The organism is Cohnella boryungensis (assembly GCF_042651945.1).
Taxonomy (GTDB): domain Bacteria; phylum Bacillota; class Bacilli; order Paenibacillales; family Paenibacillaceae; genus Cohnella; species Cohnella boryungensis.
In genome coordinates, this window is sequence record NZ_JBHSED010000003.1 from 118,825 (window position 1) to 134,995 (window position 16,171).

The following is a 16,171-nucleotide window of genomic DNA, read 5'->3' on the forward strand; positions in this document are numbered from 1 at the left end:
ATGCCGTTAACTCGGAACGCCGCCGTCGCTCTCGCCCGGCGGTTGCCGGAGGCGGTCGCGGAATTGCTTGGGCGAGCAGCCGTTAAAGCGGCGGAACCGATCGTAGAAATGCCCGAGGTTGGAAATCCCCACCGATTCGGCAACCTCTACGATGCTCACGTCGCTCGTCAGCAGCTGCTGCTCGGCCTTCTTGATCCTTTTGAAGACGACAAAATCGGTGAAGGACATGCCCACCGCTTTCTTGAACGTTTTGATAAAGTGGGTGTAGCTCATATTCAGCAGCGTGCTGACCTCCGATACGGACAGCTTCTCGTCAAGATGCTGCTCCACGTAGTCGACGGCGGGCTGCAACCGGCCGATTAGCCGATTGTCGGTATAGTTCAATTGCTGCCGGACATCGTTGCGAAGCAAGAGCAGCAGCATGTTCTTGATTCGGGAGGACACGGCCAGCTCGTAGCCGAGCGTCGTCTCGTTCATTTCCCGATAGATATCCCGGATGAGCGCGGCGGTCTGCTCCCGCACTTCCCGATTGTCCCGGTAAACGTAGTTCAGCGAGCTGAGCGGACGGATGACCTCGGAGAAATGCTGCATGCTGCTTAGCGTGCTCGGGTCCCAATATTTGCGCAGATCGATCTGAAAGACGAGCTGCTGCGCGGGCCCTTTCTTCGTCTGCATCGTCGTATGCGGCTCCGATGAGCCGAACAGGGCGATGTCTCCCGGCCCCAGCACGATTTGCTGCTCCCGGCAGTAAGCGGTAATCTCGCCTTCGAGCACGAGGAGAAACTCTACCTCCTCATGGTAATGCCATTCGTAGTAGCGCTGCTGCTTCCAATTCTGCTCCGTTCGGCGAAGCAGCTCTTCCGGGGGAAGCTTCTCCGTATCGATCCGCCAGATGCGTATCGCCAGGAAGGGGTTCTGATAGACGACTTGCTCATGCCGCATTTCCGGGTACATGGCCAGACTCCTCGAGGTGAAGTGGGAAACAGAGAGAACAACAGGATTGCGTAAGGCCATTTTAGCATATTTAGTTGCATTGCAAGGGGCCATGACAGAATACCGTATAAAAACAATTTAATTGGCCATCGCTTGCGCTCTTCTTGTAGAATAAAATGAAGAAGAAAATCAACGTTAAGGGAGTGTCCGGTAATGAGCCAAGCAATCAAGGTTACGGTCTGGAACGAGCATCGTCATGAGAAAACGAACGAGAAGGTCGCCTCCGTTTATCCGCAGGGCATGCATACGGCGATCGCCGAGGGCTTGGGCGCGGAGGTTCAGGTTACGGTAGCTACGCTCGACGATCCGGAGCACGGCTTGTCCGAGGATGTGCTGAACGGCACCGACGTACTGATCTGGTGGGGCCATATGGCGCATGGAGAAGTGCGGGACGATATCGTGGATAGAGTTCACCGGCGAGTGCTGCAGGGCATGGGCTTAATCGTGCTTCATTCGGGGCACTTCTCGAAAATATTCAAGAAGCTGATGGGCACCTCGTGCGACCTGAAATGGCGGGAAGCGGACGAGAAGGAGCGCATCTGGGTCGTAAATCCGGGCCATCCGATCGTCGACGGCATCGGCGAATACATCGAGCTTCCGCAAGAGGAGATGTACGGCGAGCATTTCGACATTCCGCAGCCGGACGAGCTCGTTATGGTGAGCTGGTTCGAGGGCGGGGAAGTGTTCCGAAGCGGCTGCTGCTATACGCGAGGCATGGGCAAAATCTTCTATTTCCGCCCGGGTCACGAAACGTACCCGACCTATTACCATCCCCAAGTGCGGAAGGTAATCTCCAATGCGGTCAAGTGGGCGGCGCCGGTCGACCGCGAATACCCGCGTTACGGGAATGCGCAGCCGCTGGAGGAGATCAAGGGCAACCGCTAGCCGGAGATGGCGTTCGGAGCGTGACGAAAGGATGGACGGCATATGGTCTTCTATAGATCGGGCGAGGCCCCGAAGCCTGCGGGATCGCTTGAACAGGCAGGCGCGCTTGCCAGCGCAGCGCCGACGGCCCATGGCACGCAAGCGGAGCAGATGCTGGAGCTGCAATCGCAGGTCGGCAATCAAGCGACGCTGGCCATGACGGGAGCAGGCACGAGGCTGCCCGCACAAGACATAATCAAGGCTTCGTTTAACGGGGATACGGGGGGGTCAACCGTAGATCATAGCCTCGCCGCTAATAACGCGTCGATGGCGTATACGCAGAGAACTCCGATTGTGTTGGGACCCGATGCAGCCCCATTGGAATAGGAGCTTGACCTGGCTGCGGAGATGCCCGCCCGCGATTTGAGCGTGACCGCAGCTTCCGTCCGCATTCTGTGAATTGCGATCCTGAATGCGGACGGTATATTGCTTGTCTGAAGGTGCTGTCCAACGAAAGCTGATGCAGAGCAATACAGTCTGGAAGCGAGGCGTTGGAGGCTCCGCTTCCGTTGTTTGCATATAGGACAGATTCGATCCGAAATAGGAGCGCCTCAAGCTCATTCGTCCAGAAGAGTGCGCAACTCTCCCGCGAATTCCCCCTCGCTGCGATCTCGGCCTCGCCCTCGCGCCGAACGGCTGAGATATCCTGCCGGTTTTCCTCCTAATGCCAACCTTTTACCATTTTTGAACATATGATCTATCTCGAAAATTTGTTCTTGCAAACCCTTTCACTCCGTAGTATGATGAGTCCAGAACAAATATTCAATTGTGAACATATGTTCAAGGGGAGGAGGCACGGCGCATTGTGAATGACGCAAGCCAAGAGAAAAAGAGGTTGTTGGTGAAGGTCAGCACCTTGTATTACATGGATGGGCTGAACCAGCAGGAAATATCGGAGCGTCTCGGCATCTCTCGCCCGCAGATCAGCAGAATGCTCGCGACCGCCAAGTCGGAAGGCATCGTGCAGATCAGCATCCGTAATCCTTATTCCGAGGAGCAGGCGTACGAGAGGGCCATCGCAGAGACATTCGGCATCCACGACGTCATCGTCGTCCACGTACCGGACGCCGACCGCCAAGTCATCGATCAGCACGTCGCCCGCGCGGCTTCGGCTCTGCTTGAAAGCGCGATCAAAGATCGCGACGTCGTCGGCATCATGGCCGGGAGGACGATCTCATCTGTCGGCAGGGAGATGCATTATGCCGGTCGGAAAGACGTTAAGTTCGTGCCGATGATCGGCGGGTTCGGCTCGGACGGCGGAGCGTGGCACGCCAACTCGAATGCGCGAGTATTCGCGGAGCACTTCAAATCCCGTCATTTGCTGCTGAACGCTCCAGCCGTCGTCGCTTCGCCGCAGGCGAGGGATTTTTTCCTCAACGAATCGGAAATCTCTGACGTGCTGGAGGCCGCCAAGAAGGCGTCGCTGGCGCTGATCGGGATCGGTCAAGTAACGGATCAGGCGACGATCGTCCGTTCCGGGTATTTTAGCGACGACGAGATGAAGGGCGTGCAGACGAAGGGAGCGGTATGCAACATCTCCACCTCGTTCCTCGACGAAACCGGAGAACGAGTTCATTACGACGGGGAAGCGCGTATGATCGGGCTTTCTATCGACGAGATAAAGGCTATCCCGAATGTGATCGCCATCGCCGTCGGCGACGACAAAGTGGAAGCGATCGCGTCCGCTCTGAGGGGCAAGTGCATGGACGTGCTCGTTACGGATATGGATACGGCCAAGCTGCTGCTGGATTGGCAACGCAAGAACCCTGTCAGGCAAGCCTGACAGGGGCCTGCGCGAAATTTCACAAAACCGTTTACAACATGAGGAGGAAGTCCTGTGAAAAAAGGAATCTTAATTTTGACAGCGCTTTTATTGACGGTTGCCCTGACCGCGTGCGGAGGCAAATCCGGTGGCAAGGACGGCGTCAAGTCGATCTCGATCATGACGCCTTATCTCTCTTCGGTCACGACGAACGAGATGGTCGAGTCGCTTAAGAAACAAGCGGCGGACAAGGGCTGGAAAACGAACGTCGTCGACACGAAAGGCGACATGGGGCAGCTGGCCAGCCGCATGGAAGACGTGATCTCCTCCAAGACCAATGCGATCGTTCTCGTCAGCACAGATCCCAATCAATTGAAGAGCCAGATCCAACGCGCGAAGGAAAAGAACATTCCGGTATTCGGATCCGACTCCGGCTACATCGACGGTATGGTTATGAACGCGACGAGCGACAACAAGGAAATGTCCAAGCTCATTTCCGAGCATCTATTCAAGACGATCGGGGACCAAGGCAAGCTGGTCATCCTGACTCATCGTCCGCACCCGGGCGTCCTGGCCCGCACTGTGCAACTGGACGAGCTTCTGAAGGACAAGCCGAACATCTCCAAGGTGACGGAACAGCAAGTCGAAGTGCCGGGACCGATCGAGAACGCCCGGAAGCAGATGGAAAGCTTGCTGTTGTCCAACAAAGCCGAAGGCTCCATAACCGCCGTATGGGCGGGCTGGGACGAAGCGGCGATCGGCGCGGCGCAAGCGATCGAAGCGGCCGGCCGCAAGGATATCATCGTCACCGGCATCGATGGCAACAGCCAAGCGGTGGAAATGATCAAGAAGGGTTCCCCGCTCGTCGCCACGGTGAAGCAGAACTTCACGGGCATGACCGAAATCGTCGTGAAGCAGATTGAACTCGTATTCGACGGCAAGCCGGCCGAAGGAACCGAGTTGTACGCTCCGGCCAGCCTGATCACGAAAGATAACGCATAATCGCTCAGGATAGAGCAGCAGGAGGCGGAGCGGCGCTCCGCCCAATTTGGAAGCAAGGAGGGTTCCCAATTGACCCTACTGAAAGTCGCAGGACTAGACAAAGCGTTCGGACAGCATTACGCGCTTTCCGGCGTCGGCTTCGAGATCAAGCCGGGAGAAGTTCACGCGCTCGTCGGCGAGAACGGAGCGGGCAAGTCGACGTTCATTAAGATCATGACCGGAGTCTATACGCTCGATGCCGGCACGATCGAATGGAAAGGCGCCAAGGTCGAGATCCCGGACCCCGGGGCTTCCAGGCGGATCGGCATTAACGTAGTGCACCAGGACCGCCATCTCGTTCCTTCTTTTACCGGGTACGAAAATCTGTTCCTGGGCCTCGATTATCCGACGAACAAGTCGCGAATCGGCGTGAGCTGGAAGACGATGAAGCAACGCGCGGAGCAGCTGAAGAAAGAATTCGGGGTTGAGATCGATCTGAACAAAACAGCGGACCGTATGTCCCCTCCCGAGAAAACGATGCTTGAAATCTTGCGGGCCATGATGCTCGAATGCCAGCTCCTTATTTTGGACGAGCCGACGGCGTCTCTTACCGACCAGGAGACGGAGCGGTTGTTCGCCCTCATCGGGAGATTGACCGCCCAAGGAACGGCGATCTTGTACGTGTCCCATCGGATGGACGAGATATTCCGGCTATCGGACCGGATTACCGTGTTTCGCAACGGCCAGCGGGTCGCTACGGTCGAGACGGCGGAGACCGACAAGAGCAGCTTGATCCGGCTCATGAGTAACGCGGACGTGAAGAAGTCCCAGAAAAGATCGGGCAACCGGTCCGAGGGAGAAAAAGTGCTCGCTTTAAGCGGGGTGTCCACGAAGGATGGAAAAGTGAAGGATACGAGCCTTGACGTGCGCCAAGGAGAGATTGTCGGTATTTTCGGCTTGGCGGGTGCCGGTCGCACGGAATTGCTCGAAACGATCTACGGCTTGCGCGAGACGGCGGGCGGCACCATCGAGGTCGCGGGTCGCATGGAGAAATCGCCTACGCCCAAGCGCTCGCTCGAAAACGGGGTCGTCCTCATCCCGGAGGAACGCAAGCGAGACGCGCTTGTTCTGGGCATGTCAATCCGCGAAAACATGACGCTGCCGGTGCTGAAGCGCTTCTCGGGTTGGTTGAAGCTTCGTGCCCGGAAAGAGCGTGCGGAAGCAGCCACCCGGATGACGGAGATGAACGTGAAGGCCGCAGGCTCCGAGCAAGCGGTCGGGGAGCTGAGCGGGGGCAATCAGCAGAAGGTCGTTTTCGCGAAGGCGCTGCTCTCGAATCCCGTTCTGTTTCTGTGCGACGAGCCGACTCAGGCGGTAGACGTCATGACGCGCGAAGAAATCCACCGACTGCTTAAGGCGCAAGCCGACAAGGGCTGCGGGGTGCTGTTCGTGTCGTCGGACCTTCAAGAAGTATTGGATATTTCCGATCGCCTGTACGTTCTTCACGACAGCCATATCGTAGCTGAACTGGACAACGTCGGCGTGACCTCCGAGCAAGTGCTCGGCTACTGCTATAGTCACGGAAAAGGAAGTGGACATCATGGTTGAAGCGCGCGCGGGAATTCCTTACGTAAGACTCATCCGCACCTACGGCACGGTCGTCGCGGGAATTCTGATCATTCTGGCGTTTTCTCTGCTTAGTCCGGACTCGTTCGCGACGATTGACAACGCCATCAATATTAGCCGCCAGATCTCGTTTCTCGTCATCATCGCCCTAGGAGCCACGCTCGTCATGTCTGTCGGGGAGTTCGATCTGTCGGTCGGAGCGCTTGCCAGCTTCGGCGGAGTGTTCGCCGCCCAGATGGCCGTCGCAGGTTACCCGATCTGGCTGACCTTTCTTGCGCCAATGGCCGTCGCGTTCGTCATCGGCTTCGTGAACGGCTGGATCGTCACGCGCTTTCGCGTGCTTTCCTTTATTACAACGCTCGCCATGGGCACGATTCTCGGCGGCTTGAATTTCCGCCTGACTGGCGGGGCGACCGTGTTCGAGAACATCCCGGACGGCTTCCGTTACCTGGGACAATCCGAATGGGCGGGCATTCCGGTCTTATCCTTCATCATGCTGCTCGTGACGTTGATCTTCTGGTACGTGATGTCGCACATGTCCTTCGGCCGCAAGCTGTATGCGATCGGGGGCAACGAATCCGCTTCCCGCGTCGCCGGAGTGAGGGTGGCGTTGAACAAAAATATGGCGTTCGCCTTGTGCGGCATGCTGGCTGCTCTGACCGGAATCCTGATGGCTTCGCGTCTGGGTTCCGCGCATCCGACGGGGGGAGACGGCTTGTTCTTGTCCGCTTATGCGGCGGCTTTCCTGGGCATGACTTCATTTAAGGAAGGCGTTCCGAATATCTGGGGCACGTTCGTGGGCGCCGCCATTATCGGCATTCTCGCCAACGGCCTGACGATCCTGGAAGTGCCGACGTTCATGCAGGACGTCATTACGGGCTGCATCGTCATTGCGGCCGTACTCATGCAGAAGCTGGGACGTGGTAAAGCATGACGTTGAACATGCATAGCCCTCTTAACGTAGAAGCTTATCGCGCAGTCCAAGAGAGAGGGGAAGCATTACTCATCGGTTATCTGGTCGCGGGCGATCCCACGATCGAAGAATCCCTCGAAATGATTCAAGCAAGCGCCTTGGCGGGCATCGATATCATTGAACTCGGCGTGCCGAGCCCCGACCCGTTCGTCGACGGGGAAGTGATCAAACGCGCCCACAAGCGGGCGCTAGACGCGGGCGCTTCGCCCGCAGAAGGGCTGCTCGGCTTATGGCGCCAAGTTCGCCGCGAGGTCTCGCGTCCGATCTGGGCGATGGGTTACAAGCGGGAGCTGGTCGAGGAAGGACTGTACTTGCGCTTGGCGGAGGAGAAGCTGATCGACGCCCTCGTGCTTCCGGATTGCTCGCTAGAGGAGCAGATCCGGCTGCAAGACGAGGTTGGTCCGGCCGGCATCGACGTGATCCGCTTCATCAACAGCGCGATGGACGAAGAAGCAATCCGCACGATCTGCGCAGGAGCCACGGTCATCTACGCGCAATCGTACTCCGGCACGACGGGAGATCCGATGGCCCGCGTTCAAGGCTTGGCCGAGCTGTGCGATCGAATCCGGCCTCATCTGCCGGAGTGCTTGCTCGTCGCCGGGTTCGGCCTTCGTTCGCCGGACCGGGTAGGCCAAGCCGTGCAAAGCGGCTTCGACGGAGCCGTCGTTGGCTCTGTTCTCGTCAGGTGCTGCGAGAACCTGGAGAAGGACTACCTGTACCGGCTGGTGGCCGAAATGAAACTGGAGACGATGGGCTCCTCGACAAGGGGTTGAGCAGATGAGATATATCGCTTCCTTCGATATCGGCACGACGAACGTCAAAGGAATGCTGGTGACTGCGGACGCGGGCATTTTTCTGGAGACGAACATTGAGCTAAAGGTATTGCGCCACGGCGATTACGTCGAGCAGGAGCCGGAGCAATGGTACGACGCGATAAAACAGATCGCCGCCTCTTGGTTCAAAGTCGGCATCAAGTCGAAGGATATTGGCGTGCTGACGTTCAGCGGTCAGATGCAGGACTGCATCCCCGTCGGGGACGGTCTCGAGCCGCTGCGCCCGGCGATTCTTTATGCGGACGGCCGGGGGACGGAGCAATCCGCGCGTATGATCGCGGAGCTTGGGGAAGATGACATCCACGCTCTCACCGAGAACCATATGGATGGGACGCTGACATTCCCCAAGATATTATGGCTGAAGGAGTACGAGGAGGAGACTTTCCGCGCGACGAAAAGCTTCCTCGTCAGCTCCAAGGACTACGTCGTCGCGCGCCTGACCGGGGTATGCGCGACGGACCCCACTTCGGCGGCGACGACCGGCTGCATGGACGGGCGGACCCGCGAATGGGTCCGCCCTTGGCTGGAACGGTACGGGGTGGAGCCGGACAAAATGCCGGAGATCCGAGCATCCGACAGCGTCGTCGGCACCGTTCACGCGGGAGGAGCCGCAGCGACGGGCTTCGCCGAAGGGACCCCGGTGTTGTGCGGCATCGGCGATGCCGGGGCGGCGACGCTGGGCGCGGGCGTGTACGAGGATGGGGATGTCTATGCTTATGTCGGCACGACCGGATGGGTGGCGAGCGCGACTTCCGGATACATTGACGTGCGCAGCGGCGCGTTTAACCTGGCCTACGTCGAAGACGGCCGCCAGATCGCGATCGCGCCGCTCTCCAACGCGGGCAACGCGCACCAATGGGCGGTCTCTGCGTTCGGTGGAGGCCGATCGGGCAACTTGATGTCATACCAGCAATTCGATGAAGCGGTAAGCCGGACCGATCGAGGGAGCGACGACGTGCTGTTCTTGCCGTATTTGAACGGTGAGCGCTGTCCGGTGCAGGACGTGAACGCTTCGGGATGTTTTATCGGGTTGAAGCCGACGACGACAAAGGAGCGAATGGGCACCGCCGTGCTGGAAGGCGTAGCCTACTCGATGCGCCAGGTGCTCGACTTGGTGGCGGAACGGCAACCGGGTGCGCGCCTGAGGGTCACGCTCATCGGCGGCGGCGCCAAGAGCAAAGCCTGGTGCCGGATCATGGCGGATGTGCTCGGCTGCGAGCTGGTTGTGCCGAAAGATTCGCAGTATCTTCCGTCGCTCGGCGCAGCGGCGCTCGGTTTCCGGCTCGCCGGATGGGGCTCCGACTATGCGGCAATCTGCCGTGCTTTCAAGGGACTCGGCATAGCAGAAACTTACGTGCCGGACGAAAGCTTGCGGGAGCGGTACGACCGGCAATACGAGAGATTCAAGCGGATCTATCCCGCAGTCGCTCCTTTGTTCGCGGAGTAATCTATTTCAAGCAATACTAGCCGCTTCGTTTTTTGCCCAAATGCAGTAACGTCCACTCCGCGCTGGAGTGGACGTTACTGCATTTTTCTATAGATCGCATAGGCGTTTCGTCTGTTACAGCACTTGCGAGACGATGTCGTTCTTGAATTGCCGGATCGCTTCGTCAGTGTCGATCGTGAAGCCGCATTCCAGGCCGACGAAGCCGGAGAAGCCGGTTTCCTTGATAGCGCGTAAAATATTAACGTAGTTAAGCTCTCCGGTGCCCGGTTGGTTGCGGCCGGGATTGTCGGCGATGTGATAGTGGTTGATCCGATCCCGGTAGCCGGTGGCGTTGCGAATGACGTTGCCTTCCGTAATCTGCTGGTGATAGACATCGAATACGAGCTTGACGTTCGGGCTGCCGACCTGGTCGATCACGCCGACGGATTCGTCGGATCGCTGCAGGAAGTGACCCTTGTGATTGACAAGTCCGTTCAACGGCTCGATCTCCAAGACGATATCCGCTTCCTCGAACAGCGGCGCGCAGCGCTTCAACGTCTCGACCATCGTTTGCCGCTGTACGTCCCTCGGCACGCAGTCGAGCTCATTGCCCGTCTGCGAGATGACCGAGCGGACGCCGAGAATTTTGCACGCTTCAATCGTTTCCCGAATGCCTTCCAGATAGGCCTCGCGCTGAGCTTCGTCGACGAGACTGATGAACTTGGTGCATGTGGCGCTAAGACCTACGCCGATGCGTTCCTGCTCCCCCGCGATCTTCCTTAAGTCCTCCAGCTGCCACCACGCGTAATATTCCAGCCCGTGGAAGCCATGCTCCTTCACCTTTTCCAGGTGGTAGACGACATCCTTTCCCGGATAAGCTCCTATGCATAAAGAAAATTTCATGTCCTTAAATTCCCCTCTCTGATGTTGGCTGCCGGGTCGGGCTTGTCCAGACCGATACAACAGACCGGTACAAGCCTCTCTCCCCCATTATAGCGCAAGGATAACCGACGGAAGCGTTTATTTCGAGAAGCGAAGAGAAGCTGTAATTTACGGGGGCGGTCAGCCGAGGTGAGGCGGCGGCCTTTTTTTTTTGCCCGTGTGGAGAAACTATGTTACAGTGCAAGCGTTATACTCTGTAGCGGGCAATTGCGAACGATGCGCGTTCGCAGAGGGAGGATCGATGAAGGCTAAAACCGTCTACGGCATCGCAACGGGATTAATCGTTGTCAGCTGGCTTATCAATTACGGTTATTTTCGTTATTACACTTTACCCGAGGCGGGGTTTTTACGCCATTACATCGAGACGGCGGAAGTCCCCTCCGTCGCCTTTAATCTCGTGTATGTCGCCAATAGGGACGACAAGCGCAAGCCGGTCAACGTGCAGGCGGCCGAGCTTCCGGCGCTCCGCTTCTATCCTGTTCAGGTGCACCAGGAAATGCGGCGTCAGACGCTCTACATTCTAAGAGGCTACTATGATCTGAATGCGATGGAGGAACGGAAGACGGCTTTGGAGCCGCTTCGCTTGCATACGTTAAAGGTATATTTCAGCGACGGAAGCGTAAGCGAGGAGGATGTCGGGGAGATCATCGTGTACAGGGAGCCTTGGCCGGTCGCTGCGGAGAAGGAAGCCCCGGTGCAGATGAGCTTCGTTAGCGGTTCCAGTAATTATAGCGGCGAAGCGGCAACGCAGGTCGTCAGGCCGGTTACGTATACGGGCGTCTCTTCTTCGCTGCTGGAGAAGCTTGGAGAAGCTTTTCAGTTCGAGGTTCGGTCTGTCGGCAAGCAGGGCTCGGCCAGTTCCGAGCAGGTACACCCCCCTTTGGAGTTGAAACAAGGCGAAGCGCTTAAGCTGAGCTACCAATTCCGCCTTCCCGCCAACGTGATGGACGCCATGTCCGTCTATAACGTGCAGCTTCGCGAAAATTTCGAGGAGCCGGACGGAAGCCCCTACAATTACATTGTGTTCGCCAACTATGTTCCTTCGCCCACCGAAGCCGATCTGCGCGCCTATGTGCGTGAAATGAGGAGGCGGCACGAATGAGGAGAGCCTACTTGCAGATCGCTTGGGGGCTGGCGCTGGAGCTCATTGATTTTCGCATCGGCATGATCGATATCCTGCCCGATTTCGTCGGATACTTCTTGCTGGCGCTGGGTCTCTCGCGGTTGAATGCGCACAATCGGGGCTTCAACATCGCCTGGTTCGCCGCCGGAGTGCAATTCGTTTTTTCGATTATGCAGATGTTCGGGGCGCCTACGGGCTTTTCCTTGACGGGAGTCGAAAGCGTATCGACAGTTACGCTGGTGCTGATGACTTTCTCCGTCGCTTTTGAGATGCTTCTATATTACGGACTATGCAGAGGAATTCGCGAAAGCGCGGAGGAGCGCGATAAAATACCGCTGGCAGACTCCGCCCGCGCGGTCTGGAGCGTTGCGTTCTGCGTTGGCTTTCTGAACCTGTTTCTGTTCCCGTTTCAACTGAACTACACGCTGCAAAGCCTGTTCGAGGTCGTTCTTCTGCTTGCGTTCGCTTCCCTGGCAGTCGGTCTGTGGGTGCTTCTATTGGCGCGAAGAGCCGGGAGGGAGCTTGCGGAGCCGGGAGGCGGCGATAATGGGGAGGATGCGGCCGGGACGCAACTGGACGTTCGCATCTAAGAGAGGAGAGGAACGCGATGAATGGCATTCAGGCTTTGGCTCTGGGAAATTACGCGGATGCGATCTACCATCCCTTCGCAGGCGTGGATCAGGAAATCACGGAAATTTTCCAAGGGAGAATCGATGTCCGGTGTACGGGAGACTACGGGATGTTGAACGAGTCCTATCTGGCCCCTTATCGGCTGATGATCTCCTACACGGAATTTCTGGAGCAGAAGCTGTCCGCTTCCGGCACGGGAGCTTTGCTCTCCTTCGTCGCCAGAGGAGGAGGGTTGCTGGCGATTCACAACGGCATATCCTTGCAAAGAAACCAGGAGCTCGCGGTTATGCTCGGGGGAAAGTTTGTCGGTCATCCCCCCTATACGACGCTGCCCGTTCGTATTCGCGAGCGGCAGCACCGGATCATGGATCGCGTGGAGCCCTTTGTCGTCGAGGACGAGCCATACCGCTTCGAATTCAATCCTCATGTTCGCACGACGATTCTCGCGGAGTACGAGCATGAGGGCGAGTATTGGCCCGCAGCGTGGACGCATGACTTCGGCCTGGGCAGAGTCGTCTATCTCATGCCGGGGCATGAGCTGTCGTCCTTCTTGGTCGGGGAATATCGCAAGCTGATTTTGAATGCCGGCTTATGGGCGGCGCGAATCCTATGATAGCGGAGGGGCCGGATATCCGGCCTCTTTTTTTTCACGAACAACAAGGGTAGTTACAGGTTTTTTTTGTTTTTATCCTCATTTGATCGCTCGATACACAACGTTTGCCGCCGTACCCGGGGTAGCGAAGTCGTTTTTATTTGGCTCAAATGAGAGAGGGTTTACATTTCGCGAGGTTCGTTTATGATAATCTTGGAAGGATCATACCCATTATAAGGAGCTGAACATTGTGACGATCAAAGAAGAATTGCAAGGCAAGAACATCATTATTCCCGATAATCCGGTATCCAACTTTTTTTTCAACAATACGAGATCGGGATTGTTGTGGCTGATCATACGTCTCTACCTGGGGTACGCTTGGGTGAACGCCGGATGGCACAAGGTCACGAGCGACGCCTGGGTCGGCAGCAATGCGGGCGCGGGCTTGCGCGGATTCGTACAGGGCGCGATCGGCAAGGCCGAGAGCGGAAAGGACGTAACCGGCTGGTATGCCTCCTTCCTGGAAAACGCCGTACTGCCTAATGCGAAGGTATTTTCTTATGTTGTCGCTTTCGGCGAGCTGCTGGTCGGCATCGGCTTGATTCTGGGGTTGCTGACGGGCGTGGCCGCTTTCTTCGGCGCGTTCATGAACGCAAGCTTCCTGTTCGCGGGAACGTTGAGCACGAATCCGCTTCTGTTCATTCTGGCGACCTGGATCGTGCTGGGTTGGAAGGTAGCAGGCTGGTACGGATTGGATAGATGGGCGCTTCCGCTGCTTGGAACGCCATGGAATCGCAATCGCAGAAAAGCGTAGCGGCCGCGTAAACGGACGTACATGCAAAAGGGTTGAGCGGCGCTGTGTCCGCTCAACCCTTTTTTTTAGCGATACAGGTTTTATAAGTTTCACGCTTATCCTTCTCTGAATCGTCTCCGCAAAGCTTCTCCGGCTGTCGGAGGACGCCGAAGGCGTTTTTGCTTGCGAAATCAAAGAGGCTTGCAACGCCTCCCCGGGTAGATCAAGATGAAGGAACATCCGTATTTGCAGATTACAGGCCGGAGAATCCGTCCAAGCTGTATTAAGGGAGGTTAGGCGAATGGAGTTATGGTTTACGGGAACGAATGCGGGCATGCCCATCGCGGATAGAAATGTCACGTCTATCGTGCTGCGATTGGCGGAGACTCGGGGAGAATTCTGGATGTTCGATTGCGGGGAAGCGACGCAGCATCGGCTTCTGAGAACGCCGCTGAGAATTACCCGTCTGGAGAAGCTGTTCGTTACGCATCTGCACGGAGATCACGTATTCGGAATTCCCGGACTGCTAAGCAGTCGTTCTTCTCTCGGGGCAACCGCCCCATTGCAGATCTATGGACCTTCGGGCATTCGGGAGCTAATCGATTCCTGGATGGGAATCACTGAAACGCATCTCGGCTATCCGCTCAGCGTCTGCGAGAACACAGAAGGGATTGTCTTTGAGGATGGGGATTATTCAGTCCGGTGCGCGAAGCTTGATCATCGCATTGAATGCTACGGCTATCGCGTCGAGGAAAAACCCCGCGCAGGGGCTCTTCTGGTCGATCGGCTCGAAAGGGCGGGCATCCCTCCCGGACCTCTGTACGGCCAATTAAAATCCGGCCTGGACGTTGAGCTTAAGGACGGTCGAATTATTCGTTCCGCCGATGTCCGCGGCCCGGCGATTCCGGGTCGCATCGTTGCCGTACTTGGCGACACTCGGCCATGCGCTGGCGCCGTTCGACTCTCCGAACGCGCCGACGTACTCGTGCACGAGGCGACCTTCGGCGGCAATCTGGCGGACAAAGCCGAGCTGTACGGTCACTCTACGGCCGAGCAGGCCGCATTGACCGCCCGGGAGGCGGGGGTATCCCGGCTGCTGCTGACTCACTTCAGCTCGCGCTACGGAGCCGAGGACATCGCCGAGCTGGTGCAGGAAGCCAGGACGCTCCATCCGAATACCGACGCTGCGGTGGAATTGACTCCTTATGCCATCGCCCGCGCCCGCAATGAAAGCTAAGAAAACCCGCAACGCTATTAGTCATCCAATCTGCCGACGGCCTTGAATTGCTCGATGATTCGCTTCTCGGCTCTGGGAAGCTGTCGAAGCTCTTGAATCAGGCGCGTTCTGGCGAATCTGTACAGCCGTATGTCGATGCCGATCAGACGTTTAATGCGGTCAAGCGCCTCGGGATCGATCTGTTCCCGGGTTGGACGATTGGGCGTCGCATTGACATGGAACACTTCTACAGCCCCCCATCCATATCTGCGTTTCATCAGGTAGACGGATTCGTGATAGAGCTCGGTAATGCCGACAAGCGGAAAATGGGCTTGGAGCGCTCGTATGGCTTCTTGGGCGGACGCGGGGCGGCGGCCGACGATGAAGGCGGATTGATAGTCGCGGAAAAAAAGGTCCAGAATTTCATTCGGCATATCGAAAAACTGCGTCATAGTCAACTCCGCAGCGTAGGGATACAGCCAATGGGAGGGCTGTGCGGCGATATAGAAATAGTAGGATAACATCGCTTCGATCGGGTCCCGTACCATTGTCGTATATTCGTGAGGACGAACGGAGCAGCGATGCAGTCCGTACCCGTAATGGCCGAATACGCAATCCAGGCCGTGATCCGGCACGCTGAGAAGTTCATCCCACTCATCCGGGCCTTGTCCCGCGACGACGCCAAGGCGGCCGTCGTATTGTCTGTACAAAATCTGGTGAATGCTCGAGCCTGCCGTTTTCGGGATATGCATAAAGAAAAGCAGACGAGAGCGCGCGTTGGAGTCGCTACTCATCCAGCTTCACCCCGCGACGACGGAGCAGTTCCATAATACGGCCGGCGCTCGAAGCGGGCGTCTCGCCGTCCGTCTCGATGGTCAGGTCGGGGCTGTCCGGCTCGTCGAACCGATCGTCAATTCCGGTGAAGTGGGGGATTTCTCCCGCCAGGGCTTTGCGGTACAGCCCTTTGACGTCTCTCTCGATGCATCGCTCAAGGGGACATTTGACGTAGACCTCTGCATAGGAGGGCAGACTTGCCCGGCACTGCTCTCTCATTTCCTTGTAGGGAGTAATCAGTGGAACCAGAACGACGATGCCATTGCGGGACAGCAGCTGGGCGACGAACAGAGTGCGCTGAATGTGCTTCATTCTGTCCGGGCGGGAGAAGCCGAGATCGGAGCTCAAGGCTTGCCTGAGCTCATCCCCGTCCAGCACCGCATGGGCGATATTGCGGCGCTGGAGCTCCTGTGAGACGATCCGGCCGATCGTCGTCTTGCCCGATCCCGACAAGCCGACGAACCAGACCACCGTTCCAATTGTACGCGACATTGCGCTCACCTCGCATCTATTGTATGCGGAT

General features: G+C 57.3%; 17 protein-coding genes. 13 read left to right on the forward strand and 4 right to left on the reverse strand.

Going from position 1 to position 16,171, the window contains the following annotated elements; genetic code table 11:
- Positions 1-6: 6 nt before the first annotated feature.
- A complete protein-coding gene (locus ACFO1S_RS01870; protein ID WP_204600931.1) occupies positions 7-954 on the reverse strand; it encodes an AraC family transcriptional regulator in 948 nt (315 codons plus the stop codon).
- A gap of 192 nt (positions 955-1,146) precedes the next feature.
- On the opposite strand from ACFO1S_RS01870, the gene ACFO1S_RS01875 reads away from it, so the two are divergent.
- From ACFO1S_RS01875 to ACFO1S_RS01910, 8 genes are all read left to right on the forward strand, one after another.
- A complete protein-coding gene (locus ACFO1S_RS01875; RefSeq protein WP_204600930.1) occupies positions 1,147-1,878 on the forward strand; it encodes a ThuA domain-containing protein in 732 nt (243 codons plus the stop codon).
- A gap of 42 nt (positions 1,879-1,920) precedes the next feature.
- A complete protein-coding gene (locus ACFO1S_RS01880) occupies positions 1,921-2,244 on the forward strand; it encodes a hypothetical protein (protein ID WP_204600929.1) in 324 nt (107 codons plus the stop codon).
- A gap of 478 nt (positions 2,245-2,722) precedes the next feature.
- Entirely contained in the window at positions 2,723-3,700 is a 978-nt protein-coding gene (locus ACFO1S_RS01885; RefSeq protein WP_204600928.1) for a sugar-binding transcriptional regulator, read from the forward strand.
- 54 nt (positions 3,701-3,754) lie between these two features.
- The gene (locus ACFO1S_RS01890) at positions 3,755-4,681 is read left to right on the forward strand and encodes a sugar ABC transporter substrate-binding protein (RefSeq protein WP_204600927.1); all 927 of its coding nucleotides are present in this window, start codon (positions 3,755-3,757) and stop codon (positions 4,679-4,681) included.
- Positions 4,682-4,750: 69 nt separating this feature from the next.
- Positions 4,751-6,268, forward strand: a complete 1,518-nt coding sequence (locus ACFO1S_RS01895; RefSeq protein ID WP_204600926.1) for a sugar ABC transporter ATP-binding protein — start codon at positions 4,751-4,753, stop codon at positions 6,266-6,268.
- Positions 6,261-7,220: an ABC transporter permease gene (locus ACFO1S_RS01900; protein ID WP_204600925.1), complete on the forward strand. Its 960-nt coding sequence runs from the start codon at positions 6,261-6,263 to the stop codon at positions 7,218-7,220. The genes ACFO1S_RS01895 and ACFO1S_RS01900 overlap by 8 nt, the downstream gene beginning before the upstream one ends.
- Complete coding sequence (trpA, locus tag ACFO1S_RS01905) at positions 7,217-8,032, forward strand: tryptophan synthase subunit alpha (RefSeq protein ID WP_204600924.1); 816 nt, start codon at positions 7,217-7,219, stop codon at positions 8,030-8,032. The genes ACFO1S_RS01900 and trpA overlap by 4 nt, the downstream gene beginning before the upstream one ends.
- A gap of 4 nt (positions 8,033-8,036) precedes the next feature.
- Positions 8,037-9,539 (forward strand): xylulokinase, encoded by a 1,503-nt coding sequence (locus ACFO1S_RS01910; RefSeq protein WP_204600923.1) that lies wholly within the window; start codon positions 8,037-8,039, stop codon positions 9,537-9,539.
- 114 nt (positions 9,540-9,653) lie between these two features.
- On the opposite strand, the gene ACFO1S_RS01915 is transcribed toward ACFO1S_RS01910, so the two are convergent.
- Entirely contained in the window at positions 9,654-10,421 is a 768-nt protein-coding gene (locus tag ACFO1S_RS01915; RefSeq protein WP_204600922.1) for a TIM barrel protein, read from the reverse strand.
- A 280-nt stretch (positions 10,422-10,701) separates the two neighbouring features.
- Between ACFO1S_RS01915 and ACFO1S_RS01920 the strand changes: the two genes are divergently transcribed.
- The 5 genes from ACFO1S_RS01920 to rnz all read left to right on the forward strand — a co-directional run bounded on the left by ACFO1S_RS01920 (position 10,702) and on the right by rnz (position 14,835).
- Complete coding sequence (locus tag ACFO1S_RS01920; protein ID WP_204600921.1) at positions 10,702-11,562, forward strand: hypothetical protein; 861 nt, start codon at positions 10,702-10,704, stop codon at positions 11,560-11,562.
- Complete coding sequence (locus ACFO1S_RS01925; RefSeq protein ID WP_204600920.1) at positions 11,559-12,173, forward strand: hypothetical protein; 615 nt, start codon at positions 11,559-11,561, stop codon at positions 12,171-12,173. The genes ACFO1S_RS01920 and ACFO1S_RS01925 overlap by 4 nt, the downstream gene beginning before the upstream one ends.
- A 17-nt stretch (positions 12,174-12,190) precedes the next feature.
- On the forward strand, positions 12,191-12,826 hold the full coding sequence (locus ACFO1S_RS01930) for a ThuA domain-containing protein (protein ID WP_378126132.1): 636 nt from the start codon (positions 12,191-12,193) through the stop codon (positions 12,824-12,826).
- Between the two features lie 229 nt (positions 12,827-13,055).
- The gene (locus tag ACFO1S_RS01935; RefSeq protein ID WP_204600919.1) at positions 13,056-13,619 is read left to right on the forward strand and encodes a DoxX family protein; all 564 of its coding nucleotides are present in this window, start codon (positions 13,056-13,058) and stop codon (positions 13,617-13,619) included.
- 280 nt (positions 13,620-13,899) lie between these two features.
- Positions 13,900-14,835, forward strand: coding sequence for a ribonuclease Z (gene rnz, locus ACFO1S_RS01940; RefSeq protein WP_204600918.1), 936 nt, complete (start codon positions 13,900-13,902; stop codon positions 14,833-14,835).
- Between the two features lie 17 nt (positions 14,836-14,852).
- Here the strand turns inward: rnz and ACFO1S_RS01945 are convergent, their stop codons facing one another.
- Entirely contained in the window at positions 14,853-15,608 is a 756-nt protein-coding gene (locus ACFO1S_RS01945) for a sulfotransferase family 2 domain-containing protein (RefSeq protein ID WP_204600917.1), read from the reverse strand.
- On the reverse strand, positions 15,601-16,140 hold the full coding sequence (cysC, locus tag ACFO1S_RS01950; RefSeq protein ID WP_204600916.1) for an adenylyl-sulfate kinase: 540 nt from the start codon (positions 16,138-16,140) through the stop codon (positions 15,601-15,603). Before cysC ends, ACFO1S_RS01945 begins: the two co-directional genes overlap by 8 nt.
- Positions 16,141-16,171: the final 31 nt, after the last annotated feature.

Excerpts from the sequence above, each read along its gene's own strand:
- ACFO1S_RS01930 (WP_378126132.1), top strand. The coding sequence starts at position 12,191 with ATGAATGGCATTCAGGCTTTGGCTCTGGGAAATTACGCGGATGCGATC.
- trpA (WP_204600924.1), top strand. The coding sequence starts at position 7,217 with ATGACGTTGAACATGCATAGCCCTCTTAACGTAGAAGCTTATCGCGCA.
- ACFO1S_RS01870 (WP_204600931.1), bottom strand. The coding sequence starts at position 954 with ATGTACCCGGAAATGCGGCATGAGCAAGTCGTCTATCAGAACCCCTTC.
- ACFO1S_RS01880 (WP_204600929.1), top strand. The coding sequence starts at position 1,921 with ATGGTCTTCTATAGATCGGGCGAGGCCCCGAAGCCTGCGGGATCGCTT.
- ACFO1S_RS01915 (WP_204600922.1), bottom strand. The coding sequence starts at position 10,421 with ATGAAATTTTCTTTATGCATAGGAGCTTATCCGGGAAAGGATGTCGTC.
- ACFO1S_RS01875 (WP_204600930.1), top strand. The coding sequence starts at position 1,147 with ATGAGCCAAGCAATCAAGGTTACGGTCTGGAACGAGCATCGTCATGAG.
- rnz (WP_204600918.1), top strand. The coding sequence starts at position 13,900 with ATGGAGTTATGGTTTACGGGAACGAATGCGGGCATGCCCATCGCGGAT.
- ACFO1S_RS01920 (WP_204600921.1), top strand. The coding sequence starts at position 10,702 with ATGAAGGCTAAAACCGTCTACGGCATCGCAACGGGATTAATCGTTGTC.
- ACFO1S_RS01910 (WP_204600923.1), top strand. The coding sequence starts at position 8,037 with ATGAGATATATCGCTTCCTTCGATATCGGCACGACGAACGTCAAAGGA.
- ACFO1S_RS01900 (WP_204600925.1), top strand. The coding sequence starts at position 6,261 with ATGGTTGAAGCGCGCGCGGGAATTCCTTACGTAAGACTCATCCGCACC.
- cysC (WP_204600916.1), bottom strand. The coding sequence starts at position 16,140 with ATGTCGCGTACAATTGGAACGGTGGTCTGGTTCGTCGGCTTGTCGGGA.
- ACFO1S_RS01925 (WP_204600920.1), top strand. The coding sequence starts at position 11,559 with ATGAGGAGAGCCTACTTGCAGATCGCTTGGGGGCTGGCGCTGGAGCTC.
- ACFO1S_RS01945 (WP_204600917.1), bottom strand. The coding sequence starts at position 15,608 with ATGAGTAGCGACTCCAACGCGCGCTCTCGTCTGCTTTTCTTTATGCAT.